Annotated in this window: 25 protein-coding genes; 8 read left to right on the forward strand and 17 right to left on the reverse strand. The window is 59.9% G+C overall.

Annotated features, from left to right (window positions below):
• Nucleotides 1-173: 173 nt before the first annotated feature.
• The 3 genes from AC19YY_RS01795 to AC19YY_RS01805 all read right to left on the reverse strand — a co-directional run bounded on the left by AC19YY_RS01795 (nucleotide 174) and on the right by AC19YY_RS01805 (nucleotide 3,466).
• Nucleotides 174-929, reverse strand: coding sequence for a DeoR/GlpR family transcriptional regulator (locus tag AC19YY_RS01795; protein WP_038443004.1), 756 nt, complete (start codon nucleotides 927-929; stop codon nucleotides 174-176).
• Between the two features lie 97 nt (nucleotides 930-1,026).
• The gene (gene glpK, locus AC19YY_RS01800) at nucleotides 1,027-2,532 is read right to left on the reverse strand and encodes a glycerol kinase GlpK (RefSeq protein ID WP_169954452.1); all 1,506 of its coding nucleotides are present in this window, start codon (nucleotides 2,530-2,532) and stop codon (nucleotides 1,027-1,029) included.
• Between the two features lie 79 nt (nucleotides 2,533-2,611).
• Nucleotides 2,612-3,466 (reverse strand): MIP/aquaporin family protein, encoded by an 855-nt coding sequence (locus AC19YY_RS01805; RefSeq protein WP_169954451.1) that lies wholly within the window; start codon nucleotides 3,464-3,466, stop codon nucleotides 2,612-2,614.
• Nucleotides 3,467-3,837: 371 nt separating this feature from the next.
• Between AC19YY_RS01805 and ybaK the strand changes: the two genes are divergently transcribed.
• Entirely contained in the window at nucleotides 3,838-4,308 is a 471-nt protein-coding gene (ybaK, locus tag AC19YY_RS01810) for a Cys-tRNA(Pro) deacylase (RefSeq protein WP_170041832.1), read from the forward strand.
• A 157-nt stretch (nucleotides 4,309-4,465) separates the two neighbouring features.
• Here the strand turns inward: ybaK and AC19YY_RS01815 are convergent, their stop codons facing one another.
• Nucleotides 4,466-5,575, reverse strand: a complete 1,110-nt coding sequence (locus AC19YY_RS01815) for an ABC transporter ATP-binding protein (RefSeq protein ID WP_169954449.1) — start codon at nucleotides 5,573-5,575, stop codon at nucleotides 4,466-4,468.
• Complete coding sequence (gene argF / locus AC19YY_RS01820) at nucleotides 5,572-6,492, reverse strand: ornithine carbamoyltransferase (protein WP_169954448.1); 921 nt, start codon at nucleotides 6,490-6,492, stop codon at nucleotides 5,572-5,574. The genes AC19YY_RS01815 and argF overlap by 4 nt, the downstream gene beginning before the upstream one ends.
• A gap of 435 nt (nucleotides 6,493-6,927) precedes the next feature.
• Between argF and AC19YY_RS01825 the strand changes: the two genes are divergently transcribed.
• Together AC19YY_RS01825 and grxD are read left to right on the forward strand one after the other, a co-directional pair.
• Complete coding sequence (locus AC19YY_RS01825) at nucleotides 6,928-9,036, forward strand: molybdopterin oxidoreductase family protein (protein ID WP_500603802.1); 2,109 nt, start codon at nucleotides 6,928-6,930, stop codon at nucleotides 9,034-9,036.
• Nucleotides 9,037-9,139: 103 nt separating this feature from the next.
• A complete protein-coding gene (grxD, locus tag AC19YY_RS01830; protein WP_172312015.1) occupies nucleotides 9,140-9,478 on the forward strand; it encodes a Grx4 family monothiol glutaredoxin in 339 nt (112 codons plus the stop codon).
• A gap of 79 nt (nucleotides 9,479-9,557) precedes the next feature.
• Here the strand turns inward: grxD and bfr are convergent, their stop codons facing one another.
• Nucleotides 9,558-10,028: a bacterioferritin gene (gene bfr, locus AC19YY_RS01835; protein ID WP_038442996.1), complete on the reverse strand. Its 471-nt coding sequence runs from the start codon at nucleotides 10,026-10,028 to the stop codon at nucleotides 9,558-9,560.
• Nucleotides 10,029-10,229: 201 nt separating this feature from the next.
• Nucleotides 10,230-10,448, reverse strand: a complete 219-nt coding sequence (locus tag AC19YY_RS01840) for a bacterioferritin-associated ferredoxin (protein ID WP_038442994.1) — start codon at nucleotides 10,446-10,448, stop codon at nucleotides 10,230-10,232.
• 235 nt (nucleotides 10,449-10,683) lie between these two features.
• On the opposite strand from AC19YY_RS01840, the gene AC19YY_RS01845 reads away from it, so the two are divergent.
• On the forward strand, nucleotides 10,684-11,286 hold the full coding sequence (locus tag AC19YY_RS01845; protein ID WP_032858443.1) for a peroxiredoxin: 603 nt from the start codon (nucleotides 10,684-10,686) through the stop codon (nucleotides 11,284-11,286).
• Nucleotides 11,287-11,357: 71 nt separating this feature from the next.
• Here the strand turns inward: AC19YY_RS01845 and rnt are convergent, their stop codons facing one another.
• A complete protein-coding gene (gene rnt / locus AC19YY_RS01850) occupies nucleotides 11,358-12,029 on the reverse strand; it encodes a ribonuclease T (RefSeq protein WP_029295237.1) in 672 nt (223 codons plus the stop codon).
• On the reverse strand, nucleotides 12,026-13,072 hold the full coding sequence (gene pyrC, locus AC19YY_RS01855) for a dihydroorotase (protein ID WP_500603803.1): 1,047 nt from the start codon (nucleotides 13,070-13,072) through the stop codon (nucleotides 12,026-12,028). Before pyrC ends, rnt begins: the two co-directional genes overlap by 4 nt.
• Before the next feature lie 156 nt (nucleotides 13,073-13,228).
• On the opposite strand from pyrC, the gene AC19YY_RS01860 reads away from it, so the two are divergent.
• The 3 genes from AC19YY_RS01860 to AC19YY_RS01870 all read left to right on the forward strand — a co-directional run bounded on the left by AC19YY_RS01860 (nucleotide 13,229) and on the right by AC19YY_RS01870 (nucleotide 16,739).
• Complete coding sequence (locus AC19YY_RS01860; protein WP_500603804.1) at nucleotides 13,229-14,137, forward strand: flagellar protein MotY; 909 nt, start codon at nucleotides 13,229-13,231, stop codon at nucleotides 14,135-14,137.
• Nucleotides 14,138-14,265: 128 nt separating this feature from the next.
• Nucleotides 14,266-15,483, forward strand: a complete 1,218-nt coding sequence (locus AC19YY_RS01865; RefSeq protein WP_029295244.1) for an argininosuccinate synthase — start codon at nucleotides 14,266-14,268, stop codon at nucleotides 15,481-15,483.
• Between the two features lie 623 nt (nucleotides 15,484-16,106).
• Nucleotides 16,107-16,739 (forward strand): response regulator transcription factor, encoded by a 633-nt coding sequence (locus tag AC19YY_RS01870; RefSeq protein WP_169954444.1) that lies wholly within the window; start codon nucleotides 16,107-16,109, stop codon nucleotides 16,737-16,739.
• 62 nt (nucleotides 16,740-16,801) lie between these two features.
• Here AC19YY_RS01870 and AC19YY_RS01875 read toward each other — a convergent pair whose 3' ends face one another.
• The 8 genes from AC19YY_RS01875 to metG all read right to left on the reverse strand — a co-directional run bounded on the left by AC19YY_RS01875 (nucleotide 16,802) and on the right by metG (nucleotide 23,711).
• Nucleotides 16,802-16,984, reverse strand: a complete 183-nt coding sequence (locus AC19YY_RS01875) for a PA3496 family putative envelope integrity protein (protein ID WP_169954443.1) — start codon at nucleotides 16,982-16,984, stop codon at nucleotides 16,802-16,804.
• 107 nt (nucleotides 16,985-17,091) lie between these two features.
• Entirely contained in the window at nucleotides 17,092-17,730 is a 639-nt protein-coding gene (gene nth, locus AC19YY_RS01880) for an endonuclease III (protein WP_170041834.1), read from the reverse strand.
• A gap of 16 nt (nucleotides 17,731-17,746) precedes the next feature.
• Nucleotides 17,747-18,250 carry an Rnf-Nqr domain containing protein gene (locus AC19YY_RS01885; RefSeq protein ID WP_500603805.1) on the reverse strand — a complete coding sequence of 168 codons (504 nt, stop codon included), beginning with the start codon at nucleotides 18,248-18,250 and terminating at the stop codon, nucleotides 17,747-17,749.
• Nucleotides 18,243-18,848 carry an RnfABCDGE type electron transport complex subunit G gene (locus tag AC19YY_RS01890; RefSeq protein WP_500603806.1) on the reverse strand — a complete coding sequence of 202 codons (606 nt, stop codon included), beginning with the start codon at nucleotides 18,846-18,848 and terminating at the stop codon, nucleotides 18,243-18,245. The genes AC19YY_RS01885 and AC19YY_RS01890 overlap by 8 nt, the downstream gene beginning before the upstream one ends.
• Nucleotides 18,845-19,810 (reverse strand): RnfABCDGE type electron transport complex subunit D, encoded by a 966-nt coding sequence (locus AC19YY_RS01895; RefSeq protein ID WP_500603807.1) that lies wholly within the window; start codon nucleotides 19,808-19,810, stop codon nucleotides 18,845-18,847. The genes AC19YY_RS01890 and AC19YY_RS01895 overlap by 4 nt, the downstream gene beginning before the upstream one ends.
• Nucleotides 19,797-21,005 carry an electron transport complex subunit RsxB gene (rsxB, locus tag AC19YY_RS01900; protein ID WP_500603808.1) on the reverse strand — a complete coding sequence of 403 codons (1,209 nt, stop codon included), beginning with the start codon at nucleotides 21,003-21,005 and terminating at the stop codon, nucleotides 19,797-19,799. Before rsxB ends, AC19YY_RS01895 begins: the two co-directional genes overlap by 14 nt.
• Nucleotides 21,002-21,553 carry an Rnf-Nqr domain containing protein gene (locus AC19YY_RS01905; RefSeq protein ID WP_170041838.1) on the reverse strand — a complete coding sequence of 184 codons (552 nt, stop codon included), beginning with the start codon at nucleotides 21,551-21,553 and terminating at the stop codon, nucleotides 21,002-21,004. The genes rsxB and AC19YY_RS01905 overlap by 4 nt, the downstream gene beginning before the upstream one ends.
• Nucleotides 21,554-21,659: 106 nt before the next feature.
• Entirely contained in the window at nucleotides 21,660-23,711 is a 2,052-nt protein-coding gene (gene metG / locus AC19YY_RS01910; protein WP_169954436.1) for a methionine--tRNA ligase, read from the reverse strand.
• A gap of 171 nt (nucleotides 23,712-23,882) precedes the next feature.
• On the opposite strand from metG, the gene apbC reads away from it, so the two are divergent.
• Nucleotides 23,883-24,977 carry an iron-sulfur cluster carrier protein ApbC gene (apbC, locus tag AC19YY_RS01915; RefSeq protein ID WP_169954435.1) on the forward strand — a complete coding sequence of 365 codons (1,095 nt, stop codon included), beginning with the start codon at nucleotides 23,883-23,885 and terminating at the stop codon, nucleotides 24,975-24,977.
• The last annotated feature ends 250 nt before the right edge of the window (nucleotides 24,978-25,227 follow it).

Here is a 25,227-nt window from a genome sequence, read left to right on the forward strand (position 1 = left end):
GCGGGGAAAGGAAAAATTGTGAACATTGAGCCTGCTGCTGGCTCAAGAGGGTTGTTGCTCTTTAGGCCGCCATCGCGGGCAAGCCCGCTCCCACAGGTTGATCGCATTCCAACTGTGGGAGCGGGCTTGCCCGCGATGAAGGTGGTCCAAGCGCCAGAGATCTCAGGGCCAGATCAGACGACTTCCAGGCGAATCTTGTTCTGGCTCAACAACTGCACCAGCGCCGGCACCGGCTGCTGATCGGTGACCAGGCAATCAATCAAGCTGATCGGCCCCAGGCGAATCATGGCATTGCGCCCGAATTTGCTCGAGTCCGCCGCCAGGATCACCTTGCGTGCATTGGCAATGATCGCCTGGGAAACCCGCACTTCCTGGTAATCGAAGTCGAGCAGGCTGCCGTCCTCATCGATGCCGCTGATACCCACCAGGGCGAAGTCGACCTTGAACTGGTTGATGAAGTCCACGCTGGCCTGGCCCACCACGCCGCCGTCACGGCGCACATTGCCGCCAGTCAGCAGCACGTCGAAGTCGTCCTTGGCGCTGAGCATCATGGCGACGTTGAGGTTGTTGGTGATGATCTTCAGGTGGCTGTGGTTGAGCAGCGCCCGGGCGATGGATTCGGTGGTGGTGCCGATATTGATGAACAGCGAGGCATGATCGGGGATCTGTGCGGCAATGGCTTCGCCGATACGCTGTTTTTCATCGCGCATCTGGTCGGCACGCATGGCGTACTCGGTGTTTTCGACGCTGGAGTCATAGGCGGCGCCGCCGTGGTAGCGACGCAGCAGGTTGGCTTCGGCCAGTTGGTTGATGTCGCGGCGGATGGTTTGCGGGGTCACAACGAACAGCTGCGCCATTTCCTCGATACTGACGTAGCCGCGTTCGCGGACCAGTTCGAGGATTTGCTGCTGACGGGGAGGCAGATTCATGGGGCGTCCTTTGGGCTGCCGTACAAAAAAGTGGCCCATGATGACGCAGGAATCTGCTCCCTGCCAGTTACAACCCTAAGTGGGTCCGGCGCGTGGCTTATTCGGCGCCTTCGTGGGGTTCCCAGTCGCGGGTGCGGCTGACCGCTTTTTTCCAGCCGGCGTAGAGTTTTTCTTTGGCGGCCTCGTCCAGTTGCGGTTCGAATTCGCGCTCGATCACCGCCTTGCCACGCAACTCATCCAGGCTGCCCCAGAAGCCACAGGCCAGGCCGGCCAGGTAGGCCGCGCCCAACGCCGTGGTCTCGCGCATTTGCGGGCGCTCGACCTGGGTGCCGAGGATATCGGCCTGGAACTGCATCAAGAAGTTATTGGCCACCGCACCGCCGTCCACCCGCAGGGATTTGAGGCGTTCGCCGGAGTCCTGCTGCATGGCGTCGAGCACGTCGCGGGTCTGGTAGGCAATCGACTCCAGGGCTGCACGAATAATGTGATCCACGCGTACGCCACGGGTCAGGCCGAACAGCGCGCCACGGGCATAGGGGTCCCAGTACGGAGCGCCCAGGCCGGTGAACGCCGGCACCAGGTATACGCCGTTGCTGTCCTTGACCTTGTTGGCGAAGTATTCGGTGTCGTGGGCGTCGTTGATGATCTTGAGCTCGTCGCGCAGCCACTGCACGGTGGAGCCGCCGTTGAACACCGCGCCTTCGAGCGCGTAGGCCACTTCGCCACGGGGGCCGCAGGCGATGGTGGTGAGCATGCCGTGCTGGGACTTGACGGCCTTGTCGCCGGTGTTCATCAGCAGGAAGCAGCCAGTGCCGTAGGTATTTTTCGCCTGGCCCGGCTCGACGCACATCTGGCCGAACAGAGCAGCTTGCTGGTCACCGGCAATGCCGCCGATGGCAATCCCGCTTTTGGTGCGGCCATAGATTTCTGAGGAGGACTTCACTTGCGGCAGCATTTCCCGCGGGATGTCCAGCACCTCGAGCATCTTCGCATCCCACTCCAGGGTGTGGATGTTGAAGAGCATGGTGCGCGAGGCGTTGGTGTAGTCGGTGACGTGGGTCTTGCCGCCGGTAAATTTCCAGATCAGCCAGCTGTCGATGGTGCCGAACAGCAGTTCGCCGTTGCGCGCGCGTTCGCGGCTGCCTTCGACGTTATCGAGGATCCACTTCAGCTTGGTGCCGGAGAAGTACGGGTCGGTGACCAGGCCGGTGGTGTCGCTGATGTATTGCTCATGGCCGTCGCGCTTGAGCTGCTGGCAGATCTCGGTGCTGCGCCGGCACTGCCAGACGATGGCGTTGTAGATCGGGCGGCCGGTGATCTTGTCCCAGACCACCGTGGTTTCACGCTGGTTGGTGATGCCGATGGCGGCAACCTGGTCGTGATGCAGGCCGGCTTGTGCCAGGGCCTCGACCATCACGGCACTTTGGGTGGCGAAGATTTCCATCGGGTCGTGCTCGACCCAGCCGGCTTGCGGGTAGTGCTGGACGAATTCGCGTTGGGCGGTGCACACCACGTTGGCGTCACGATCAAAGATGATCGCCCGGGAACTGGTGGTGCCCTGATCGAGGGCAATGATGTAGTTCTTATTCTGTGTGTCGGTCATGTCGATTGCCTTGGACGGAAAAAGGGAATGGGTAAGTAGCCTGGGCCGCAAAGGGGCAGAAGGGCCCAGGCTACCGCTTTCAGGAAGTTCGGGTGTTACCGCTGGCGGCGGTTTCGGCTGCATCAGTTGTAGCCGCTGTGGCGTTGGGCAGATGGCGGGCAATCAACCCGCGATAGGCCGCAGCGCCGAGGCAGGCACCGACAATCGGTGCAAAGATCGGAATCAGGAAATAAGGAATATCGCGCCCGCCGGTGAAGGCCATTTCACCCCAACCGGCGAAAAACGTCATCAGTTTAGGGCCGAAATCCCGTGCCGGGTTCATCGCAAACCCGGTCAGCGGGCCCATGGCGCTGCCGATCACCGCGATCAGCAAACCGATCAGCAGCGGGGCCAGCGGGCCACGGGGCAAGCCATTGTTGTCGTCGGTCAAGGCCATGATCACGCCCATGAGGATGGCGGTGATGACCATTTCCACCAGGAACGCCTGGGCTGTATTCAGCAAGGCGTGGGGGTAGGTAGAGAACACCGAGGCCAGCTCCAGGCTGGCTGCGGAGCCGCGGACCATCTGGTGAGTTTGTTCGTAATCGAAAAACAGGTTGCTGTAGAGCGTGTAGACCAGCGCGGCCGAGCAAAAGGCGCCGGCAACCTGGGCAATGATGTAGAAGGGCAGTTTGCGCTTGTCGAAATCGGCAAAGATGCACAGCGCGATACTGACGGCTGGATTGAGATGAGCCCCGGAAATGCCGGCGCTCAGGTAGATCGCCATGCTCACGCCGATCCCCCAGATGATGCTGATTTCCCACAAGCCAAAGCTGGCACCCGCGACCTTGAGCGCAGCGACACAGCCGGTGCCGAAGAAGATCAGCAGCGCGGTGCCGAGGAACTCGGCCATGCATTGGCTTGAAAGAGAAGGCTGTTGAAGAGCAGTTGTCATTGAAAACCTCGATTTTTTTTCTTGTCTGGCGCGGTGCCACAACGGGCGGTGCGCGATTTTCACCGTGACGAGGATCCCCATCCTGGTCACGGCTTACTGCTCGGACACTGTGGATAGATTCCTACAGTATTCGGAAACGAAAAAATATAGACAAGAAACACCGCTGTCAAAGGTCGAAAGTGAACGGTCGGTCATTTTCAAACTATTAACACGGTGAATGATCGCCGCAACAAGGCGACGCAATGGGCGGCGAGCGTGGCCAGGATCTGCGCGGATTCGTCGCACAGCGCCCTGCACTAGAGCGTTTTGCCTGGGTTTGTCCTAGAATCGGTGGCCTGCTTTTCCACGTTTCCCCCGAGCCTGGAGCCCCTATGACACCCGCATTGGACTTGTTGAAAAAAGTTCGCGCCGAACATCGTATCCACAGTTACGAACATGACCCCAAGGCCGCTTCTTATGGCCTGGAGGCCGCGGAGAAGTTGAGTCTCGACCCGGCGCGGGTGTTCAAGACCCTGCTCGCCAGCAGCGAAAAGAGCGAGTTATTGGTGGCGGTGGTGCCGGTCGTCGGAAGTCTGGATTTGAAGGCCCTGGCGCATGCGGCAGGGGTGAAGAAAGTCGAGATGGCCGACCCCGCTGCGGCGCAGCGTTCTACCGGCTATTTGTTGGGCGGGATCAGCCCGCTGGGGCAGAAGAAACGCTTGCGCACCTTCATCGATGAGAGCGCACAGCCTTTTGCGACAATTTTTGTCAGTGCGGGTAGGAGGGGCTTGGAAGTGGAGTTGGCGGCGGCGGTGTTGGCCGAGCAGACCCAGGGCAAATTTGCGCCGATTGGCCGGGCTTGATTTCAAGAACGGTGGGATCAAATGTGGGAGCGAGCCTCTGTGGGAGCTGGCTTGCCTGCGATAGCATCACCTCGCTGTAGCTGACAACCCGAGGCGCCTGCATCGCGGGCAAGTCAGGCTCCCACACAAGCCTGCACACATTTTGGATTCGGTTTCTTCAGCTGGCAGTGCTGTAGCGCCGCACGCCGGACTCCACCTGCGGAATCTGCGCCGCCGTGCTCCCCGAGGCCTGGAACAGCACCAGGTGTTCGGCCGCCACGCGGATCCCCACCTGCGCACCCACCTGATGATCGGCATGGCTGGGGAAAATCGATTCCAGCTGGGCGCCGGTCGGCAACTGTAAGCGGTACAAGGTCGAGGCACCCAGGAAGGTCTTGCCGACAATCTGCGCTTTCAAGGCGCTGTCCGGTGCATACACGATGTCATCCGGGCGCAGCAAAACGTCTACCGCAGAGCCAGTCGGCCAGGTATAGGCACGATTACCGCGCAACTCGCCCAACTCGGTGCTGACCGACTCCGGCGTGCTCAACTGGCCACGGATGAAATAACCCTGGCCAATAAAGCTCGCGACATAGGGTGTCAGCGGTTCGTGATAGAGGTTGTAGGGCGTATCCCACTGCTCCAGCCGGCCTTCCTTGAACACGCCGACGTGATCGCTCACGGCAAACGCTTCTTCCTGGTCATGGGTGACCAGGATCGCACTGGTGCCACGCGCCTTGAGGATGTCGCGCACTTCATGGCTGAGCTTGCGCCGCAGTTCACCGTCAAGGTTGGAAAAGGGTTCGTCCAACAGCAGCAATTGCGGCTCCGGCGCCAACGCACGGGCCAGGGCCACGCGCTGTTGCTGGCCGCCAGACAGTTCGTGGGGGAAGCGCTTGCCCAGGTTCTTCAGGTTGACCAATTCCAGCAGCTCGGCGACCACGCGCTCTTTGTGCGGGTGTTTGCGAATGCCGAAGCCAATGTTGTCGGCCACGCAGAGGTGCGGAAACAGCGCGTAGTCCTGGAACACCATGCCAATGCGACGTTTCTCCGGTGCCAGGGTAAAGCCGGCGCTGGAGATCACTTCGCCGGCCAGGTTGATCTCACCTTCGTGCACCGGTTCGAACCCGGCAATCGCCCGCAGGGTAGTGGTTTTGCCGCAGCCCGAGGAGCCCAGCAGGCAACCGATATCGCCGGCGTTAAGGTGCAGGTTGAGGTTCTGCACCACCCGTTGGTCCTGATAGCCGCATGCCAGATTGCGTAGATTCAGCAGAAGTGGCTGGCTCATGCGTGGTGGTACGCCGGTGGGACCAGGAACTCCAGCAAGGCCTTCTGGGCGTGCAGGCGGTTTTCTGCCTGGTCCCAGGCGACGGAGCGCGAGTCGTCCAACAGGTCGAGGCTGATTTCTTCGCCGCGATGGGCCGGCAGGCAGTGCATGAACAGCACATCCGGCGCGGCGAGGTCGAGCAATTCGCGGGTGACTTGATAGGGTGCGAACAAGGCCAAGCGCTTGGCGGTCTCGTCTTCCTGGCCCATGGAGGTCCAGACGTCGGTACTCACCAGGTGCGCGCCGATCACCGCGTCCTTCGGGTCGCGCACGATTTGTACGCGGGCGTCGGCCTTGGCCAGGAATTCGGCGCTCGGCTCATAGCCCTCGGGGCAGGCGATGCGCAGATGGAAGTCGAACTGGATCGCCGCTTCTATATAGCTGTTGCACATGTTGTTGCCATCGCCGATCCAGGCCACGGTCTTGCCCTGGATCGAGCCGCGATGTTCGAGGAACGTCTGCATATCGGCGAGCAACTGGCAGGGATGCAGGTCATCGGACAGGCCGTTGATCACCGGCACCCGCGAGTTGGCGGCAAATTCGGTGAGGGTGCTGTGGGCGAAGGTACGGATCATCACCGCATCGAGCATGCGCGACATGACGATGGCGCAATCGCTGATCGGCTCGCCACGGCCCAGTTGGGTATCCCGTGGCGACAGGAAAATGGCCTGGCCGCCGAGCTGGATCATGCCGGCTTCGAAGGACAGGCGGGTACGGGTGGACGATTTCTCGAAAATCATCCCGAGTACGCGGTTTTTCAAAGGCTCGAACAGTACGCCGCGATTACGCAGGTCTTTAAGCTCAATGCCTCGACGGATCACGCTGACCAGCTCTTCGGGCGTGCAATCCATCAGGGAGAGAAAGTGCCTTGCGCTCATCATTAACTACCTTTTTGCAACAGACCGCAGATACTCAAAGCCTTGTTTATTGTGACAACGGGCGAGACCTGCGGCGAAAGCCGCACGGGGCGACGAAATAGGGGAAGGCGCGATATTGACACTAAATGTCGCGTCTTACCAATAGGCTACGGTTTTTTAGGGGTGTTCAAAGGGGCGGGAATTGCACTTTTGAGGCCTGTTTACGGACAGCAGCGGGTCATTTGTACACTGGCGCCGCGACCTTTTGCAATGTGTGATGGCGGCCCCGGGCCAGGTTGGGTCGGTTTCCTGGGCGGTGTGGGAGGTTTCTGAAACATTTGCTCATGCTTACCCATGGCCTGGCCTGATGCCCGTTGATTCACGGGGCGAACGTTGCTGGCGCCGCCGATGGGCGCGGCTCATAGTCGGGCCAAAGCCCTAATAAAGAGACTGGCCATGACCAAGACTCTCCATCACCGTGCCTGCCACCTGTGCGAAGCCATCTGCGGCCTGACCCTGGAAACCACCACCTCGGATGATGGCAGTATTGCCATCACCTCGATCAAGGGTGATGCACAGGACACCTTCAGCCGCGGCCATATCTGCCCCAAGGCCGTGGCCCTACAGGATATTCAGAACGATCCCGATCGCCTGCACCAACCCATGTTGCGGGTAGGCAGCGAATGGCAGCCGATCCCCTGGGACGAGGCCTTCGCCCTGGTGGCCGAACGGCTGGCGGGGATCCAGGCGCGGCATGGGCACAATGCGGTGGCGGTGTACCAGGGCAACCCCAGCGTGCATAACTATGGCTTGATGACCCACAGCAATTACTTCCTCGGGCAGTTGAAGACGCGCAACCGCTTCTCTGCGACATCGGTAGACCAGTTGCCCCATCACCTTTCCAGCCACCTGATGTACGGCCATGGCCTGTTGCTGCCCATCCCGGATATCGACCAGACCGACTTCATGCTGATCCTTGGCGGCAATCCACTGGCCTCCAATGGCAGCATCATGACCGTGCCGGACGTGGAGAAACGCCTGAAGGCCATTCAGGCACGTGGCGGCAAAGTGGTGGTGGTCGACCCCCGGCGCAGTGAGACGGCGGCCATGGCCGACCAGCATCTGTTTGTGCGCCCCGGTGGCGATGCGGCGTTGCTGTTTGGGTTACTCAACACATTGTTCAGCGAGCACCTGACCCGCGACAGCCACTTGCCGGTGGATGGCCTGGACGAGGTGCGCCGCGCTGTCGCGGGCTTTACCGCCGAGGCCATGAGCGCGCAATGCGCGGTGCCGGCCGAGCAGATTCGCCAGTTGGCGCGGGATTTTGCGGCGGCAGACAAGGCTGTCTGCTACGGGCGCATGGGGGTGTCGACCCAGGCGTTCGGTACCTTGTGCCACTGGCTGGTGCAGTTGATCAACCTAGTTACCGGCAATCTGGACCGGGTCGGCGGTGCCTTGTGCACTGAGCCTGCGGTAGACCTGGTGGCGGCCACGTCCGGCGGGCACTTCAATCGTTGGCAGAGCCGGGTGTCCGGGCGTCCCGAGTACAGTGGCGAGTTGCCGGTGTCGGCCCTGGCCGAAGAAATGCTCACCGAGGGCGAAGGACAAATCCGCGCACTGGTGACAGTGGCTGGCAATCCGGTGCTGTCCACGCCCAATGGGCGGCAACTCGAGCAGGCGCTGGACGGCCTGGAGTTCATGGTCAGTGTCGATCTGTATATCAACGAGACCACACGCTATGCCGACCTGATCCTGCCATCGACCTCGGCCCTGGAAAACGATCACTACGACACCACCTTCAACATGTTTGCAGTGCGCAACGTCACGCGCTTCAACCGGGCGATTCTGCCCAAGCCCGAGGGTGCACTGCACGACTGGGAGATTTTCGTCGGCCTGGCCCAAGCGTTTGCGGCCCGCACCGGCAACCCGCTCAAGCCGACCCTGGCGCCGGCGCAGATGATTGACCTGGGCCTGCGGGCGGGAGCCTATGGCGACGCCTCCACGCACAAGTTGTCAGTGGCGATGTTGGCCGAGCATCCCCACGGCCTGGACCTGGGGCCGCTGAAGGCCAACCTGGCCGCGCGCTTGAAAACCGCCAATGGTCGGGTGCAGGCGGCGCCAGCAGTGATCCTCGCGGACCTGGCGCGGTTTGCCGCATTGCCGTTGCCCAAGGTCGATGAGTTGCTGTTGATCGGCCGCCGGCACGTACGCAGCAATAATTCATGGATGCATAACTATCACCGGCTGGTGAAGGGCAAGCCGCGGCACCAGTTGCTGATGCACCCGGATGACTTAGCCAATCGCCAGCTCAGTGACGGGCAGCGTGTGCGGGTCAGTTCGCGGATCGGCATGATCGAGGTGCAAGTGCTGGCCAGCCTGGAGATGATGCCCGGTGTGGTCAGCCTGCCCCACGGTTGGGGTCATGGCCGGCCGGGCGTGCACATGAACATTGCCAGCGCGCAGCCGGGGGCCAGTGCCAACGACCTGACGGATGAGCGGCAGTTGGATGAGTTGTCGGGCAACGCGGCATTGAATGGCGTGCCGGTGCAGGTCGCGGCGGCGTGACGCAGTGAGTCTGTCGGGGAGCCCGAGCACCACGCTGGGATTTTGCGTTACAATGCGCCACCGTGCCGACCTGTGAGTCGCAAAGTTCCAGCCGAGGTGTTCCATGGATATCATCGAAACGATTAAAGAGCAGATTGCTAACAACACCATTCTGCTTTACATGAAGGGCGCGCCGAATGCCCCGCAGTGCGGCTTCTCCGCGAAGGCCTCCCAGGCTGTCATGCAGTGTGGCGAAAAGTTCGCTTACGTCGATATCCTGCAAAACCCGGAAATCCGCGCCAATCTGCCCAAGTACGCCAACTGGCCTACTTTCCCACAACTGTGGGTGGCCGGTGAGCTGGTCGGCGGTAGCGACATCATCACCGAAATGGCGGCTGATGGTTCGTTGCAAACGCTGATCAAGGATGCTGCTGAAAAAGCGGCGGCCAAGACCGAAGCGTAATCGGCGCGCAATAAAAAGCCCCGCTTCTCATTCGAGAGCGGGGCTTTTTTGTGCCTGATGTTTACCGGCAGGCGATGGGTTATTCACCCATTTGCGATTGCAGGTAGTTCTCCAGGGTCACTTTGTCGATCAGGCCAACTTGGGTTTCCAGCCAGTCGATATGTTCTTCCTGGTCTTCGAGGATGTCTTCCAGCAGTTCGCGGCTGCCGAAGTCGCCCTTGGTTTCGCAATGGGCGATGGCGGCCTTGAGGTCGGCATGGCTCTTGCGTTCGAAGCCCAGGTCGCTGTTGAGCATTTCCAGGGTGTGCTCGCCGATGTTCAGCTTGCCCAGGTCCTGGACGTTCGGCAGGCCTTCGAGGAACAGGATGCGCTTGATCAGCGCGTCTGCGTCCTTCATGGCCTTGATCGATTCCTTGTACTCACGCTTGCCGAGCTTTTCCAGACCCCAATCGTCATACATGCGTGCATGCAGGAAGTACTGATTGATCGCGACCAGTTCATTGGCAAGGATTTTGTTGAGTTGCTGGATGACTGAGATGTCGCCTTTCATGATTGGGGTCCTGCCCTGTGTTCGTTGTATATAGGGCGGAGTTTGAGCTGCGCAATTACTGGTGTCAAACCTAAGTTATTGAATAATAAATGAAAATTAATCGGAATAAGAATGTTTGTGTTCCGCGTCTTGGCCCTAACTATTTGAATTACAGGCATAAAAAAACCGGACACTAAGTCCGGTTCTTTAAAATAGGCTGTTTCAGGCGTGTGTAAATTCTGCCGAGTAGGGGATCGCCGCCTGGGCTACCTGCAGTTTTGTCAGGGTTTCCCGTACCACTTGCTTGGCAAGGCAGGCACATTTGCCACATTGGCTGGCAACGCCGGTGGTTTCACGCACTTCCTTGTAGCTGCAGCAACCTTCATAGATCGCTTCGCGGATTTGTCCGTCGGTGACGCCAGTGCAGAGGCAGACATACATAAGGGAGAACCATCGCGGTTTAAGGCTTAAGTGCGATGGATCTTAATGTTAACGAGAATGATTGTCAAAGTGCTTTCTCAAACCGTTGCCCGCCCTGGCCCCCACACTGACGAACGGCTTTTTTCAGGTATGATGGTCGGTCTTTACGAAGCGTGATCGCGTCACAGGCCTGTCGTCAATTCGCGGCAGACTCAAGGGCGGTCCATTTACTTCAATTACCATCAGGAGATAACCAATGAGCGTACTCGTCGGCAAACAAGCCCCGGATTTCGACGTCCCAGCCGTCCTCGGCAATGGCGAAATCGTTGATAGCTTCAAGCTGTCTGAAGCCATCAAAGGCAAATACGGCCTGGTGTTCTTCTATCCGCTGGACTTCACCTTCGTCTGCCCGTCCGAGCTGATCGCCCTGGATCACCGCATGGACGATTTCAAGGCGCGTAACGTTGAAGTGGTCGCCGTTTCCATCGACTCCCATTTCACCCACAACGCCTGGCGCAACACCGCTATCAATGATGGCGGCATCGGCAAAGTCAAATACACCATGGCTGCCGACATGAAGCACGACATCGCCAAGGCCTACGACGTTGAGTCCGAAGGCGGCGTGGCTTTCCGTGGCGCGTTCCTGATCGACGACAAGGGCGTTGTGCGCTCGCAGATCATCAACGACCTGCCGCTGGGCCGTAACATGGAAGAGCTGATCCGCCTGGTCGACGCTCTGCAATTCCACGAAGAGCACGGCGAAGTCTGCCCAGCCAACTGGAAAAAAGGCGACAAAGGCATGAACGCTTCGCCAGCAGGCGTTGCGGCTTACCTGACCGAGAACGCTGGCAAGCTGTAAGCCAGGTTCGCGGTGAAAAAAAACCGGCCTGAGAGGGCCGGTTTTTTTATGCGTGGGATTTGGCGATTCAATCAGTCGCTGAAATCTTCCCAGCCGCCCATCTGCTTCCAGCGGTTGACGATGCCGCAGAACAGATCGGCAGTCTTCTCGGTGTCGTAGCGAGCTGAGTGGGCCTCGCGACCGTCGAAGTCGATACCGGCTGCCTGGCACGCCTTGGCCAGTACGGTCTGGCCATAAGCCAGGCCAGCCAGGGTGGCGGTGTCAAAGCTGGAGAACGGGTGAAACGGGTTGCGCTTCATGTCCAGGCGCGCCACGGCGGCGTTGAGGAAGCCCAGGTCGAAGCTGCTGTTGTGGCCGACCAGGATCGCGCGTTTGCAGCCGTTGGCCTTCAAGGCCTTGCGTACGCCACGGAAGATATCGGTCAATGCCGCTTCTTCGCTAACGGCCATGCGCAACGGATGGTCGAGCTTGATCCCAGTGAATTCCAGGGCTGCGGCTTCGATGTTGGCGCCTTCAAACGGCTCGACGCGGAAGAAATGGGTGTGTTCTGGATACACAAAGCCCTGTTCGTCCATGCCGATGGTGGTTGCTGCAATTTCCAGCAGCGCATCGGTAGCGCAATTGAAGCCGCCGGTTTCTACGTCGATAACGACAGGCAGATAGCCGCGAAAACGCTCGGCCATCGGATGGCGCGAACCGCCGCCACCGTGTTCCTGTTCGTCGTCGTAATGGTCTTCACTCACTTGTGTTCCTCCAGCAGGCGCCAGCGCAGTGTTTCACCGGCGCGCAGCGGGATAACGGTCAGCTCGCCAAATGGCAGGCTGGTGGGGGCGGTCCAGTCTTCACGGACCAGGGTAATACGGTCGGTATTCGCCGGCAGGCCGTAGAAACGCGGGCCATTGAGGCTGGCGAAAGCCTCGAGTTTGTCCAGGGCGTTACGCGCCTCGAAGGCCTCGGCGTACAGCTCGATCGCCGCATAAGCGGTGTAGCAGCCGGCACAGCCGCAGGCCGCTTCCTTGGCGTGCTGGGCGTGGGGCGCCGAGTCGGTGCCGAGGAAGAACTTCGCATTGCCACTGGTAGCCGCATCGAGCAACGCCACCTGGTGGGTGTTGCGCTTGAGGATCGGCAGGCAATAGAAGTGCGGCCGGATCCCGCCCACCAGCATGTGGTTGCGGTTGTACAGCAGGTGATGCGCGGTGATGGTCGCGCCGACGTTGGCCGACGCCTCGGTGACGAACTGCACGGCGTCTGCGGTGGTGATGTGCTCGAACACCACCTTGAGGGTCGGGAACAGTTCGACCACACGGCGCATGTGTTCGTCGATGAAGATCTTCTCGCGGTCGAACACATCGACATCGCCACGGGTGACTTCACCGTGGATCAGCAGCGGCATGCCCACTTCGGCCATGGCTTCGATGGCGGGCAGGATCTTGTCGATACTGGTCACGCCTGAGTCGGAGTTGGTCGTGGCGCCGGCCGGATACAGCTTGGCGGCGTGTACGAAACCGCTGGCCTTGGCCTCGCGGATTTCGGCGGGCTGGGTGCGGTCGGTCAGGTAGAGCACCATCAACGGTTCGAAGCGGCTGCCGGCCGGCCGCGCAGCGAGGATGCGCTGGCGATAGGCGTCGGCTTCTGCGGCATTGCGCACCGGAGGTACCAGGTTAGGCATGATGATGGCGCGGCCAAACGTGCGCGCAACATCGGCCACGGTTTGGGGCAACGCAGCACCATCGCGAAGATGAATATGCCAGTCGTCGGGACGCAGCAGGGTCAGGCGGTCGGACATTGGGGATTCCAGGCGGGTCAATCTGGTGGGAATGCTACCGGAAAAGACTCTTGCAGGCACTCGCTATCAAGTTTTGCAGGACGCGACCGATATCCCTGGGTATGCCTTAACGATGTATGACGCCTTGTTGTGTTGTAGAAACCAGTGGAGCCGCCCGTGCGCCAGCAATATCTAGCCCTGCTCAGCGTGTTCGCCAGCCTGCCCGCGATGGCCCTGACGTTCCAGACGCGCCTGGAAAATATTGAGTGGAAGGTGGAAGGCGACAAGTTCGAGTGCCGCTTGAGCCAGCCGATTGCCGATTTTGGTTCGGGTGAGTTCGTGCGCCGGGCCGGCGAGCAGGCGACATTTCGTTTGAAAGCCTACAACGGTGCGTTGGGCGTCGGCTCTGCAACACTATTGGCGGCGGCCGCGCCGTGGCAGCCTGGGCGCGGTGATATCAACCTCGGCGCCGTGCGGGCCGGCAGTGGTGATGTGCTGTTCAACAGTTCCCAGCCCCAGGCCGGGCGCCTGTTCAATGGCTTGCTCGATGGCCGCAGCCCGACCGTGCGCCACTATTCGCGGGATGGCGGTTATTCGGAGATCCGCCTGCTGCCGGTACGCTTTAACAAGGCCTACAGCGACTACCAGTTGTGTACCGCGAAGTTGCTGCCGATGAACTTCGAGCAGGTCAAGCAGGCTGAAGTCGGCTTTCCGGGCGGCGGCATCGACCTGGACCCAGCCGCCAAGGCCAAGTTGATGGTGATGCTTGAGTTCATCAAGGCCGACCCTACGGTCAACCATATCGAGCTGGACGGCCACTCGGACAACAGCGGCAACCGCCTGACCAATCGTGACCTGTCCCGACGCCGAGGCTTGGCCGTGATGGACTTCTTCAAGGCCAACGGCATCCCCGAGTCGCAGATCGTGCTGCGTTTCCACGGTGAACGTTATCCACTGGTACCCAATACCAATCCTGCCAACCGGGCGAAGAACCGACGGGTGAATATCCACCTCGACCGCGTGCCCGCCCCAGAAAAGCCGGCGCCTCAGGCTGCGGGTCCGGCGAACGCAGCAGCGACCTCTTAGGTGCGGCCATTCGTCGCTCGCCCGACATAATCTGTCGCTTTATCTTCATTTGCTGTCGCGCCCCTGTAATTTCACGGTTTTGATCGGTAGAATCGACGCCTTTCCGTAAAACCCCGTGGAGTGATGGCATGGCCGACGTAAACAAGGTCGTTCTCGCGTATTCCGGCGGCCTGGACACTTCGGTGATCCTCAAGTGGCTGCAGGATACTTATAACTGTGAAGTGGTGACCTTTACCGCTGACCTGGGTCAGGGCGAAGAGGTCGAACCTGCACGAGCCAAGGCGCAAGCCATGGGCGTCAAAGAGATCTACATTGACGACCTGCGCGAAGAATTCGTCCGCGATTTCGTTTTCCCGATGTTTCGCGCCAACACCGTCTACGAAGGCGAGTACCTGCTGGGTACTTCCATCGCACGTCCTCTGATCGCCAAGCGCCTGATCGAAATTGCCAATGAAACCGGCGCAGACGCCATTTCCCATGGTGCCACCGGCAAGGGCAACGACCAGGTGCGTTTCGAACTGGGCGCCTATGCCTTGAAGCCAGGCGTGAAAGTGATTGCTCCTTGGCGTGAGTGGGACCTGCTGTCCCGTGAAAAGCTGATGGATTACGCTGAAAAGCACGCCATCCCGATCGAGCGCCACGGTAAGAAAAAGTCCCCGTACTCGATGGATGCCAACCTCCTGCACATCTCCTATGAAGGCGGCGTACTGGAAGACACCTGGACCGAGCACGAAGAAGACATGTGGAAATGGACCGTCTCCCCGGAGAACGCTCCTGACAAGCCGCAATACCTGGAACTGACCTACCGCAACGGCGACATCGTTGCGCTGGACGGTGTCGAAATGACTCCGGCCACCGTACTGGCGACCCTGAACCGTATCGGTGGCGAGCACGGTATCGGTCGTCTGGATATCGTCGAAAACCGCTACGTGGGCATGAAGTCCCGTGGCTGCTACGAAACCCCGGGTGGCACCATCATGCTGCGCGCTCACCGCGCCATCGAGTCCATCACCTTGGACCGTGAAGTAGCTCATCTCAAGGACGAGCTGATGCCCAAGTACGCCAGCCTGATCTACACCGGCTACTGGTGGAGCCCTGAGCGCCTGATGCTGCAACAGATGATCGACGCGTCCCAGGTCCATGTGAACGGCGTTGTGCGCCTGAAGCTGTACAAGGGCAACGTGATTGTCACCGGTCGCAAGTCCGATGAGTCGCTGTTCGACGCCAACATCGCGACCTTTGAAGAAGATGGCGGCGCCTACAACCAGGCCGACGCCGCTGGCTTCATCAAGCTCAACGCTCTGCGCATGCGCATTGCGGCCAACAAGGGCCGCAAGTTGTTCTGATGTCGTCCAGGCTGGATAAAAAGTGGTCCCTCGAATGAGGGGCCATTTTTTTTGACTGTAATTTTGGGCGTCGTTGTTTAATCATGTTTAATGTTTTTTCTGGTGTTGAGGGTGTTGCTGTTTATTATGGGTTGCTTGTGATTTTTGTATCTGGAAGTTGGTAGGTTAACCGTATATGAGTATTTATGTTTAAATTCATTCGGTTAATTAGTAGGACGGATCAGGTATCTGGTTTTATCTTAAGAATTATCTGTCAGATGGTTCGGTACATGGTTAGTAGTGAATTTTTCCATGGAACTTTTCCGAGAGGTGTTTTTCTGTATTGGTCCCTCCCGGTACAACCCTGGCAAGGGGCATTTCCTGAAAGTGGCGTGCGTCGTGTTTACTTTTGCTGGTTTGGCAGGCGTTTTTTTGCTCAAAATATGTTTGCTCACGGAAAGTTCTGAAAGGCCAAACAATAACCCACACATCCATATAGGCGTTTTTTTGTAGGCCTATTCTCATAACTTTGTGGGTTGGGTCTCTGCTTGTCGTTACTTGGGGGGGAGTGCTATGCCAAGGAGGAAACGACTAGGCTATTGTGCTGGTTCTGAATAATTCGAACAGCGAAATTGGACTTGCCCATGAATAAAGTGCTGATCGTGGATGATCATCCCGTCATTCGCCTTGCTGTACGCATGCTAATGGAACGTCATGGTTATGAGGTCGTTGCAGAGACCGATAACGGAGTCGACGCGTTGCAACTAGCGCGGGAGCATATGCCGGATATTGTCATCCTGGATATTGGAATCCCCAAACTTGACGGTTTGGAAGTTATTTGTCGCCTGTCTTCCACCAAGCAGGCGCAACCCTTCAAGGTATTGGTGTTGACGTCGCAGGCGCCGGGCCACTTCTCCATGCGCTGCATGCACGCGGGCGCGGCTGGCTACGTGTGCAAGCAACAGGATCTGACCGAGTTGCTGAGCGCGATCAAGGCGGTGCTGTCCGGCTACAGCTACTTCCCCAACCAGGCACTCAACTCGGTGCGTTCCAGCCAGGGTAATACCTGCGAAGCCGACATGGTCGAGCGGCTTTCAGGCCGGGAGATGATGGTGCTGCAGCAACTGGCCCAGGGGAAGACCAACAAAGAGATCGCTGATGGCATGTTCCTCAGCAACAAGACTGTGAGCACGTACAAGACGCGCTTGCTGCTCAAGCTCAACGCCCGGTCCCTGGTGGACCTGATCGAGCTTGCCCAGCGTAACGGCCTGGTTTAAGAAGCAGGGAGCAACAGGCAGAAAAAAGCCTCCATGGCGGAGGCTTCTGTGTGATCGTTTGGCTAGAGATCGAAATCGTAATCGGCCAACTGTTTTTGCAAGCGTCGCTCTTCCAGAAGGTTGTCGATGGTGCGGCGTTTGCTCAAATTGGTCTTGGCAACTTCTACAGGCGCCTCGGCTGCCTCGTCCGTGTCTGCGGCCACAAAGTCTTCTTCTACATCCAGTTGTTCTTTGCCAGTGCTCATAAGGTTAACTCCAGGCTAAGACTGCCGTTGGCGCTCCTTATATCGACAATCGTGCACCGGGTAAAAAAGATTTTTTCAATCGACTGATCAATAAAACCAATGATTGCTCAATCGTCCGACGTCTTTTCCTTGTATTCGCACAAGTCTTCGATGCGGCAGCTGCCACAGCGCGGCTTGCGGGCCTGGCACACATACCGACCGTGCAGGATCAGCCAGTGGTGGGAGTCGAGCAGGTAAGGCTTCGGCACAAACTTCATCAATTGCTTTTCGACCTCCACCACATTCTTGCCCGGCGCAATTCCCGTGCGGTTGCTGACACGGAAAATATGGGTGTCCACCGCCATGGTCAATTGGCGAAACGCCGTATTGAGCACCACATTGGCCGTCTTGCGGCCAACGCCGGGCAGGGCTTCAAGTGCTTCGCGGGTCTCTGGCACTTCACCGTCATGCAACTCGACCAGTAGTCGGCAGGTTTCAATGACGTTTTTCGCCTTGCTGTTGTACAGGCCAATGGTCTTGATGTACTGCGACAACCCTTCGACCCCCAGGGCATGGATCGCAGCCGGGGTGTTGGCCACGGGAAACAGCTTGGCCGTGGCCTTGTTGACGCCTACATCCGTCGATTGCGCAGACAGGATCACGGCAATCAGCAACTCGAACGGCGATGAGTAGGCCAGTTCGGTCTTGGGCTCGGGGTTGTCCTCGTGAAACCGACGAAAGATCTCCAGGCGTTTTGCGGCGTTCATTGGGCGAGCGGTTCCTTCAATTTGGTGTGTGGCGTTGGGTCCAGGCCTGCCACCCGGCGAGCAGCAACCCGAGCAGGATAAACCCTGTGGGGGCGAGGGTGGCGATGCTACTGCCGAGTAACAAGCGCGAGAGGGTGATTGCAGCCAGTAGCCCGGTTACTAGCGCGAACAGTTTAAGTTGTGCCCTGCGCTGGTGGGCGGCGAACAGGCCTTCGTGCTCAAGCAGCACGCATTGCAGGCCGATCAAGGCCAGGTATGCCCCCAGGCCCGTAGACGGGGCAAAGGCCACTGCCTGCGCCACTAGGTTGGCGCAACTGACCAAGGTGGTGGCCAGTAATACATTGGCCATCAGCCGCCACTGGCCACTGAGGCGATTGCGCACCCAGCCGCAGCTCCAGCCATGGAGCATCATGATCAGCGCCCACATAACCCAGAACGTTGCAGCGCTCGCCGGCGTGTCACTGACACCCAGCAGCGCCGGCAGCAGCAACAGGTTGCCGAGGACCAATGGCTTAGTCATGGTCGGTGCGCTCCAGCAGGGCCTGGCGGTGCTCGTCAAAATACCGCAGGGCATCGTGGATCGCGTTGATCACGGCGCGGGACGTGATGGTCGCACCGGCCATTTGGTCGAACTGGCCACTGTCTTTCTTCAGCGCCCAAGCCTGTGGATTTTCCTGCGACAGCCCCTTGAATGAGGCAAGCCAGGGATTGCCGGGTTCGCCGATATGCCCGCCCAGCGTGGGCGTTTCCGTGTGTGCCAGGGTCTTGACCCCGAGCAGCTTGGCGTTGCGGTCGATGGCAATTAGCAATTGGATGCGGCCACCATAACCCTCGACCTGGGAGCGCAGCACCACGGAGCTGGGTTTGCCGGCCAAGGTCGCGAGGTAAGCTCCCAGCAGTTGGCTGTTGTCCAGCATTGCCGAAGTAGCGTCCAAGGGGCGTTCCAGCGGTTGATTGTCATAACTGCCAGCAGGCAGTACATCCAGCAACGCCCGGCTTTGCATTTCACGCTGCTGCGCGGCAATGGGCTTGGCGGTCAGCTGTTGCAGGCCAAGGGTCAGGCCTACCGCGCCGGCGGCGATCAAAAGCACGCTCAAGGCTTGCGAGGTGCGCTTCATGCTTCCACCGCCTGCGGCCGCGCCCAGCGCTCCAGTGCCGGCACTGCCAGGTTCATCATCAGCACCGCGAACGCCACGCCATCGGGGTAGCTGCCCCAGGTGCGGACCAGATAGGTCAGCAATCCCACGCCCACCCCAAACAACAAGCGTGCCCGCGCACTTTTTGCACCCGACACCGGCTCGGTGACGATAAAGAAGGCCCCGAGCATAGTGGCTCCGGTCAGCAGGTGAAACAGCGGCGAGCCATGGGAGTCCGAACCCGATCCGTTCCAGCACAGCAGGCTGATGACAAACAGGCTGGCGAGCATACCCACCGGCGCATGCCAGCTGAAGACCCGTTGCTGCAGTAAATAGAGGCCGCCAGCGAGAAATGCCAGGTTCACCCACTCAGTGCCTTTACCTGCGAGCTGGCCGAAAGCCGGGTGGCGGGCAAACAGCTCGTCGACAGTCAGGCTGTTATTGATGCGCAAGGCATCCAACGCCGTGGCCCGGGCCCAGGCATCGGCGGTCTCGCCGTGCAGGCCGAACACTTGTTGCAGACCGGCCAACAGGTCCAGCCCGTGGGACGCCGGCCAATGGGTCATTGGCTGGGGAAAGGCCAGCAGCATCAACGCATAACCGAGCATGGCCGGGTTGAAGGGGTTTTGCTTGCCGCCATACAGGTGTTTGCCCAACAGCAAGCCACCGCTGACAGCGCCCAGGCATAACCACCACGGGCAATAAGGTGGTAGCGCCAAGGCCAGCAACACCGCGCTGACCAGGCCGCCCAAGTCGCGGGAATCATGGCCGCGCACTTGGCGCACACCGGCTTCGACGGCCCATGCACAGCTGCCGGCCAGCAACAGATTGATCAGCACGCCCCAGCCATACAGCCAGAACAGCACCAGCACGCCGGGCGTTGTGGCCAGCAATAATCGCTGCATGGCGTGTTGCTGGCGATCAACCACCTCAGGCGCTGACATGACTATCTACTTGCCGTTGGGCTTCATCCACGCGCAGCCTGGCATCCGTCAGCTCGGCGGCACTGCTGGTGGGCTGGCGCTCAAGTTTGCTCAGGTCGGCGCGGGCATAGGCCAGGGCGGTCTTCAACTGGCGCAGGTGACGGTCGATGGGCCGTTTCTCGATACGTTGCAGGTCCGGCCGGGGCTGCTCGGATTTTTCTTCGGCTGCGTGCAACACCCGTTCGGCGGCGGCCAGGGCTGCGCCGAGTGTGGTCAGTTGCTCTGCATCGGCCAGTGCGTCCTGGGCCTTTTTCAGCTCGGCGCGACGCATGGCCAGCTGGATTTTTGCGCGCTTGAGCTCAGGGTCTTTACTGGCCTGGGGGGACGCCAGTGTGGGGGCGTTCGCTTCGAGGGCGGTCAATGCCTGTTCGGCGGACTCAAACTGCTGCTGCAGGATGATCAACTGCGACTGCTGCTCAAAGGTCGGCGGATGGCCAAAGGCTTTCAGGGATTTGTGCAGTTGCGCCCGGCTCATTGCCAGGTTGACCTTGGCTTTTTTTAACGCTGTGTCGATCTCTGCGGCTTTTTGTGCGCGCATGCGTTCGATGGCGGCCTGCAATGGGTCGCTATTGGCCTGCACGATGGGGGCCGGGCGTTTGCTGCGGGCCAGGCGCTCCGCCAGCTTGTGTTCTTCCTCGCGTTGCAGCCTTGCGTTGCGTTGCTCGAAGCGACGGCGGGCGCGATCACGCTTGGTCCCGCGCGCCTGGCGCTCCTCGGCAGTAATCGCGTAGCCCGCGACAATCGGCAGCACCGCGGCCAGGGGCAGCGGCAGCATGTCGATGCAGTCCACCGGGCAGGGAGCCACACACAAGTCGCAGCCGGTGCATTCATCCACGATCACGGTATGCATCAGCTTGGCCGCGCCGACAATCGCATCCACCGGGCAGGCCTGGATGCACTTGGTGCAGCCGATGCACTCGGCCTCGCGGATAAAGGCGATCTGCGCCGGGGCTTCACCACGGGAACTGTCCAGCTCCAGCGGTACCAGGTTCAACAACTGCGCCAGTTCGGCAATGGTTTCGGGGCCGCCCGGCGGGCACTTGTTGATGGCCTCGCCCTGGGCGATGCCTTCGGCGTAGGGCCTGCAACCGTGGTGCCCGCATTTGCCGCATTGGGTTTGGGGCAGCAGGGCGTCGATACGTTGAATCAGGCTCATGGTTTGATCATTGCGTTTAAGCCCAGGAATGCCACGGCCATCAGCCCGGCACTGAGCAGGTCCACGGGCAGGCCTTTAAAGGGCTGGGGGATATCGTTTTCATCTATTCGCTGGCGCAAATCGCTGAACAGGCTGAAGGTCAGCCAGAACGCCGGGCCGATGCCCAGGCTGTAGATCAGTTGGCTGGCGTTGCCCGGGCCCAGGAGTACCACGCTGAGCACGCCGGCGTTAGCCAGCAGTGGCACCCATAAGCCATCGACGGGCAGGGCGGGCACGTGGCGCGAAAGCCCATTCAGCAACGGCTGGCTCAACAGGATTGCCACGGGCACATAGGCAAACAGCCATAACGCGTCCAGCGCCAAGGGTTGCAACACGAAATGAACAAGCAGGTAGCTCGAAACACCCGTCAGCACCATCAACAGCGTGGTCGCCAACCCAAGGGCGTGTACCCGCAGTCGCTCCACCCCGGGATCTCCAGGCAGCGCCAGGCGCAGCAGGTAATGGCTGATCAGGGCGGCGCAGAGAAGGGCGACAAGCAGTTCGGTCATGGTCGAGCCGGTTAAGCAAACAGGGCCTGATTATCCGGCAAGCAGGGAGAGGGTACTAGCGCAAACCGCCCTGTCGCGGCCAATCACCGCGACAGGGCGCTTCGGGTTACTTGATGCGCTGGCCAGGCTTGGCGCCGCTGTCGGGGCTGAGCAGGTAGATTTCTTCGCCGCCAGGGCCGGCTGCCATCACCATGCCCTCGGAGATGCCGAACTTCATTTTTCGTGGCTTGAGGTTGGCGATCATCATGGTCAGTCGACCATCGAGCTTGGACGGGTCCGGGTAGGCACTCTTGATCCCGGAGAACACGTTGCGTTGCTCGTCGCCGATATCCAGGGTCAGGCGCAACAGCTTGTCGGCACCTTCCACGGCTTCGGCCTTGATGATCAGTGCAACCCGCAGGTCCACAGCGGCGAAGGCGTCGAAGTCGATTTCCGGCGACAACGGATCCTTGGCCAGCTCGCCATTGCCGGCCGGGGCGGCTTCGCCGGTGTCGGTCTGGCTAGCGGTCAGGTCTTCCTTGGACGCGTCCGTCATGGCTTGCACCTTGACCGGGTCGATACGGGTCATCAGCGGCTTGAACTCGTTGAGCTGATGGTTGTTGAGCAGGCTGGCGTGGTCATTCCAGGTCAACGGCGCAACGTTGAGGAAGGCCTCGGCGTCAGCGGCCAGCAACGGCAGCACCGGCTTGAGGAAGATCACCAACTGGCGGAACAGGTTGATGCCGGTGGCGCAGATGGCCTGGACTTCATCCTGCTTGCCTTCCTGCTTGTTCAGCGACCACGGCGCTTTGTCGGCGATCCAGGCGTTGGCGCGGTCGGCCAGGCCCATGATCTCGCGCATGGCGCGGGCAAAGTCGCGGGCTTCATAGGCGTCGGCAATGCTTGGCGCGGCGGCCAGGAAGGCATCGGTCAGCTCCGGTGCGGCGTTGACCGGCACCATCACGCCAGCATTGCCCTTGTGGATAAACCCGGCGCAACGGCTGGCGATGTTGACCACCTTGCCCACCAGGTCCGAGTTGACCTTCTGCACGAAGTCTTCCAGGTTCAGGTCCAGGTCGTCGACGCCGCGGCCCAGCTTGGACGCGTAGTAGTAGCGCAGGTACTCCGGCGACAGGTGGTCCAGGTAGGTGCGCGCCTTGATAAAGGTGCCACGGGACTTGGACATCTTCTGGCCATTGACCGTCAGGTAACCGTGTACGGCGATGCCGGTCGGCTTGCGGTAGCCCGAACCTTCGAGCATCGCCGGCCAGAACAGGGCGTGGAAATTGACAATGTCCTTGCCGATGAAGTGGTACAGCTCGGCGGTGGAGTCCTTGCCCCAGAACGCGTCGAAATCCAACTCTGGCGTGCGGTCGCAGAGGTTCTTGAAGCTGGCCATGTAGCCGATCGGCGCGTCCAGCCACACATAGAAGTATTTGCCCGGCTCATCGGGGATCTCGAAGCCGAAATACGGCGCATCGCGGGAGATGTCCCACTGTTGCAGGCCGGCATCCAGCCATTCGGCGATCTTGTTGGCTACGGCGTCCTGCAGGGTGCCGCTGCGGGTCCAGGCTTGCAGCATTTCCTGGAAATCCGGGAGCTTGAAGAAAAAGTGCTGGGAGTCCTTGAGCACCGGGGTGGCGCCCGAAATCGCCGACTTCGGATCCTTAAGGTCGGTTGGCGCGTAGGTGGCGCCGCATTTTTCGCAGTTGTCGCCGTACTGGTCTTCGGTGCCGCACTTGGGGCAGGTGCCCTTGATGAAGCGGTCGGCCAGGAACATTTTCTTTTCCGGGTCGAAATACTGGGTGATCGAGCGGGTGGCAATGTGCCCGGCGTCACGCAGCTTGAGGTAGATCTGGCTCGACAGCTCGCGGTTTTCTTCGGCGTGGGTCGAGTGGAAGTTGTCGAAATCCACCAGGAACTCGGCAAAGTCGGCGCTGTGTTCAGCCTGGACGTTGGCGATCAGTTGTTCCGGGGTGATGCCTTCCTTTTCGGCGCGCAACATGATGGCCGAACCGTGGGCGTCGTCCGCGCAGACATAAATGCATTGATTGCCGCGATGCTTCTGGAAGCGCACCCACATATCGGTCTGGATGTACTCAAGCATATGGCCAAGATGGATGGAACCATTGGCATAGGGCAGGGCGCTGGTGACGAGGATCTTGCGTGGCTCGGACATGGGGCTCGGCTACTTGATGAAACGGAGGTCGGCCACTATAAAGCGCCGGGAAATTTATTTCACCCCGTGAGGCTGTTTCAGGGTTTTCCAATGTCGCGAAAGCATGCCCCTCACGCCTCGGAACGGTTAGGATAGCCGCCTGTTTTAGTCTGTCTTTTCCGGGAGTAGCCCATGAGCGCCGTCAATCGCGCAGCGGTGGAAGCCGTTCTTCGCCAGTACACCGACCCCTATCTGAACCAGGACCCGGTCAGCGCCGGCTGTGTCCGGGCCATTGATGTGCAGGGCGACCAGGTTTCGGTCCAGCTTGAACTGGGCTACGCCGCAGGTCTGTTCAAGAGTGGTTGGGCACAGATGCTGCAAATGGCCATTGAAGGCCTGGATGGCGTGCGCTCGGCCAAGGTCGACATCCAATGCGTGATCGCTGCGCACAAGGCCCAGGCGCAGATCCCGGGCCTGGCCAACGTCAAGAACGTGGTGGCCGTGGCATCCGGCAAGGGCGGCGTGGGCAAGTCGACCACGGCGGCCAACCTGGCCCTGGCCCTGGCCCGTGAGGGCGCGCGGGTGGGCATCCTCGACGCCGATATCTATGGCCCCAGCCAAGGTGTGATGTTTGGCATCGCCGAAGGTTCGCGGCCCAAGATCAAGGACCAGAAGTGGTTCGTGCCGATCCAGGCCCATGGCGTGGAAGTGATGTCGATGGCCTTCCTCACCGATGACAACACCCCGATGGTGTGGCGCGGGCCCATGGTATCCGGGGCCTTGATGCAGTTGGTGATGCAGACCGACTGGGGCAACCTGGACTACCTGGTGATCGATATGCCACCAGGCACTGGCGATATCCAGCTGACCCTGGCGCAGAAAGTACCGGTGGCAGGCTCGGTGATCGTCACCACGCCCCAGGACCTGGCGTTACTGGATGCGCGCAAAGGCGTGGAAATGTTCCGCAAGGTCAACATCCCGGTGCTGGGCGTCGTGGAAAACATGGCGGTGCACATCTGCTCCAACTGCGGTCACGCCGAGCATTTGTTCGGTGAAGGCGGCGGCGAAAAGCTCGCCACCCAATATGATGTTGAATTGCTGGCGTCGTTGCCGCTGTCGATGGGCATTCGCGAGCAGGCCGATGGCGGCAGGCCGACGGTAGTTGCCGAACCCGATGGACAGATCGCCATGATCTACCAGGAACTGGCCCGTCACGTCGGGGCGCGGATTGTCTTGCAGGAAGCCAGCACCCAGGCAATGCCGACCATCACTGTCAGCGACGACTGATCGGCCTGAAGGCAGAAAAGCCTCGACCCTGTCGGGGCTTTTTCTTGCCTGGCGTAAACCTTTTGGGCGGTCGGGTGTGCATTTTCCTAATGGGCGTTGTAAGCATTCGCTTACTTTTGAGTAAGTGTTTGGTTTTTTAACCGCGCCGGGACGTCTCGAATTACCTGTGCATATTTATAACTATTTGAAAAGTAAGGTTTATTTATTTCTGTTTGAGGAGCGTGGCAGGTTGTGCTTGCGAATGGATCCC

The organism is Pseudomonas sp. MF09156 (assembly GCF_059862305.1).

What these genes read in the sequence shown, in the direction of transcription:
- argF (WP_169954448.1), bottom strand. Translation starts at nt 6,492, where the DNA reads ATGAGCGCAAGGCACTTTCTCTCCCTGATGGATTGCACGCCCGAAGAG.
- AC19YY_RS01845 (WP_032858443.1), top strand. Translation starts at nt 10,684, where the DNA reads ATGAGCGTACTCGTCGGCAAACAAGCCCCGGATTTCGACGTCCCAGCC.
- metG (WP_169954436.1), bottom strand. Translation starts at nt 23,711, where the DNA reads ATGTCCGAGCCACGCAAGATCCTCGTCACCAGCGCCCTGCCCTATGCC.
- rsxB (WP_500603808.1), bottom strand. Translation starts at nt 21,005, where the DNA reads ATGAGCCTGATTCAACGTATCGACGCCCTGCTGCCCCAAACCCAATGC.
- bfr (WP_038442996.1), bottom strand. Translation starts at nt 10,028, where the DNA reads ATGAAAGGCGACATCTCAGTCATCCAGCAACTCAACAAAATCCTTGCC.
- AC19YY_RS01865 (WP_029295244.1), top strand. Translation starts at nt 14,266, where the DNA reads ATGGCCGACGTAAACAAGGTCGTTCTCGCGTATTCCGGCGGCCTGGAC.
- nth (WP_170041834.1), bottom strand. Translation starts at nt 17,730, where the DNA reads ATGAACGCCGCAAAACGCCTGGAGATCTTTCGTCGGTTTCACGAGGAC.
- pyrC (WP_500603803.1), bottom strand. Translation starts at nt 13,072, where the DNA reads ATGTCCGACCGCCTGACCCTGCTGCGTCCCGACGACTGGCATATTCAT.
- AC19YY_RS01905 (WP_170041838.1), bottom strand. Translation starts at nt 21,553, where the DNA reads ATGACCGAACTGCTTGTCGCCCTTCTCTGCGCCGCCCTGATCAGCCAT.
- grxD (WP_172312015.1), top strand. Translation starts at nt 9,140, where the DNA reads ATGGATATCATCGAAACGATTAAAGAGCAGATTGCTAACAACACCATT.
- AC19YY_RS01815 (WP_169954449.1), bottom strand. Translation starts at nt 5,575, where the DNA reads ATGAGCCAGCCACTTCTGCTGAATCTACGCAATCTGGCATGCGGCTAT.
- AC19YY_RS01825 (WP_500603802.1), top strand. Translation starts at nt 6,928, where the DNA reads ATGACCAAGACTCTCCATCACCGTGCCTGCCACCTGTGCGAAGCCATC.
- AC19YY_RS01840 (WP_038442994.1), bottom strand. Translation starts at nt 10,448, where the DNA reads ATGTATGTCTGCCTCTGCACTGGCGTCACCGACGGACAAATCCGCGAA.
- AC19YY_RS01895 (WP_500603807.1), bottom strand. Translation starts at nt 19,810, where the DNA reads ATGTCAGCGCCTGAGGTGGTTGATCGCCAGCAACACGCCATGCAGCGA.
- AC19YY_RS01805 (WP_169954451.1), bottom strand. Translation starts at nt 3,466, where the DNA reads ATGACAACTGCTCTTCAACAGCCTTCTCTTTCAAGCCAATGCATGGCC.
- AC19YY_RS01875 (WP_169954443.1), bottom strand. Translation starts at nt 16,984, where the DNA reads ATGAGCACTGGCAAAGAACAACTGGATGTAGAAGAAGACTTTGTGGCC.
- glpK (WP_169954452.1), bottom strand. Translation starts at nt 2,532, where the DNA reads ATGACCGACACACAGAATAAGAACTACATCATTGCCCTCGATCAGGGC.
- apbC (WP_169954435.1), top strand. Translation starts at nt 23,883, where the DNA reads ATGAGCGCCGTCAATCGCGCAGCGGTGGAAGCCGTTCTTCGCCAGTAC.
- AC19YY_RS01885 (WP_500603805.1), bottom strand. Translation starts at nt 18,250, where the DNA reads ATGACTAAGCCATTGGTCCTCGGCAACCTGTTGCTGCTGCCGGCGCTG.
- ybaK (WP_170041832.1), top strand. Translation starts at nt 3,838, where the DNA reads ATGACACCCGCATTGGACTTGTTGAAAAAAGTTCGCGCCGAACATCGT.
- AC19YY_RS01795 (WP_038443004.1), bottom strand. Translation starts at nt 929, where the DNA reads ATGAATCTGCCTCCCCGTCAGCAGCAAATCCTCGAACTGGTCCGCGAA.
- AC19YY_RS01890 (WP_500603806.1), bottom strand. Translation starts at nt 18,848, where the DNA reads ATGAAGCGCACCTCGCAAGCCTTGAGCGTGCTTTTGATCGCCGCCGGC.
- AC19YY_RS01870 (WP_169954444.1), top strand. Translation starts at nt 16,107, where the DNA reads ATGAATAAAGTGCTGATCGTGGATGATCATCCCGTCATTCGCCTTGCT.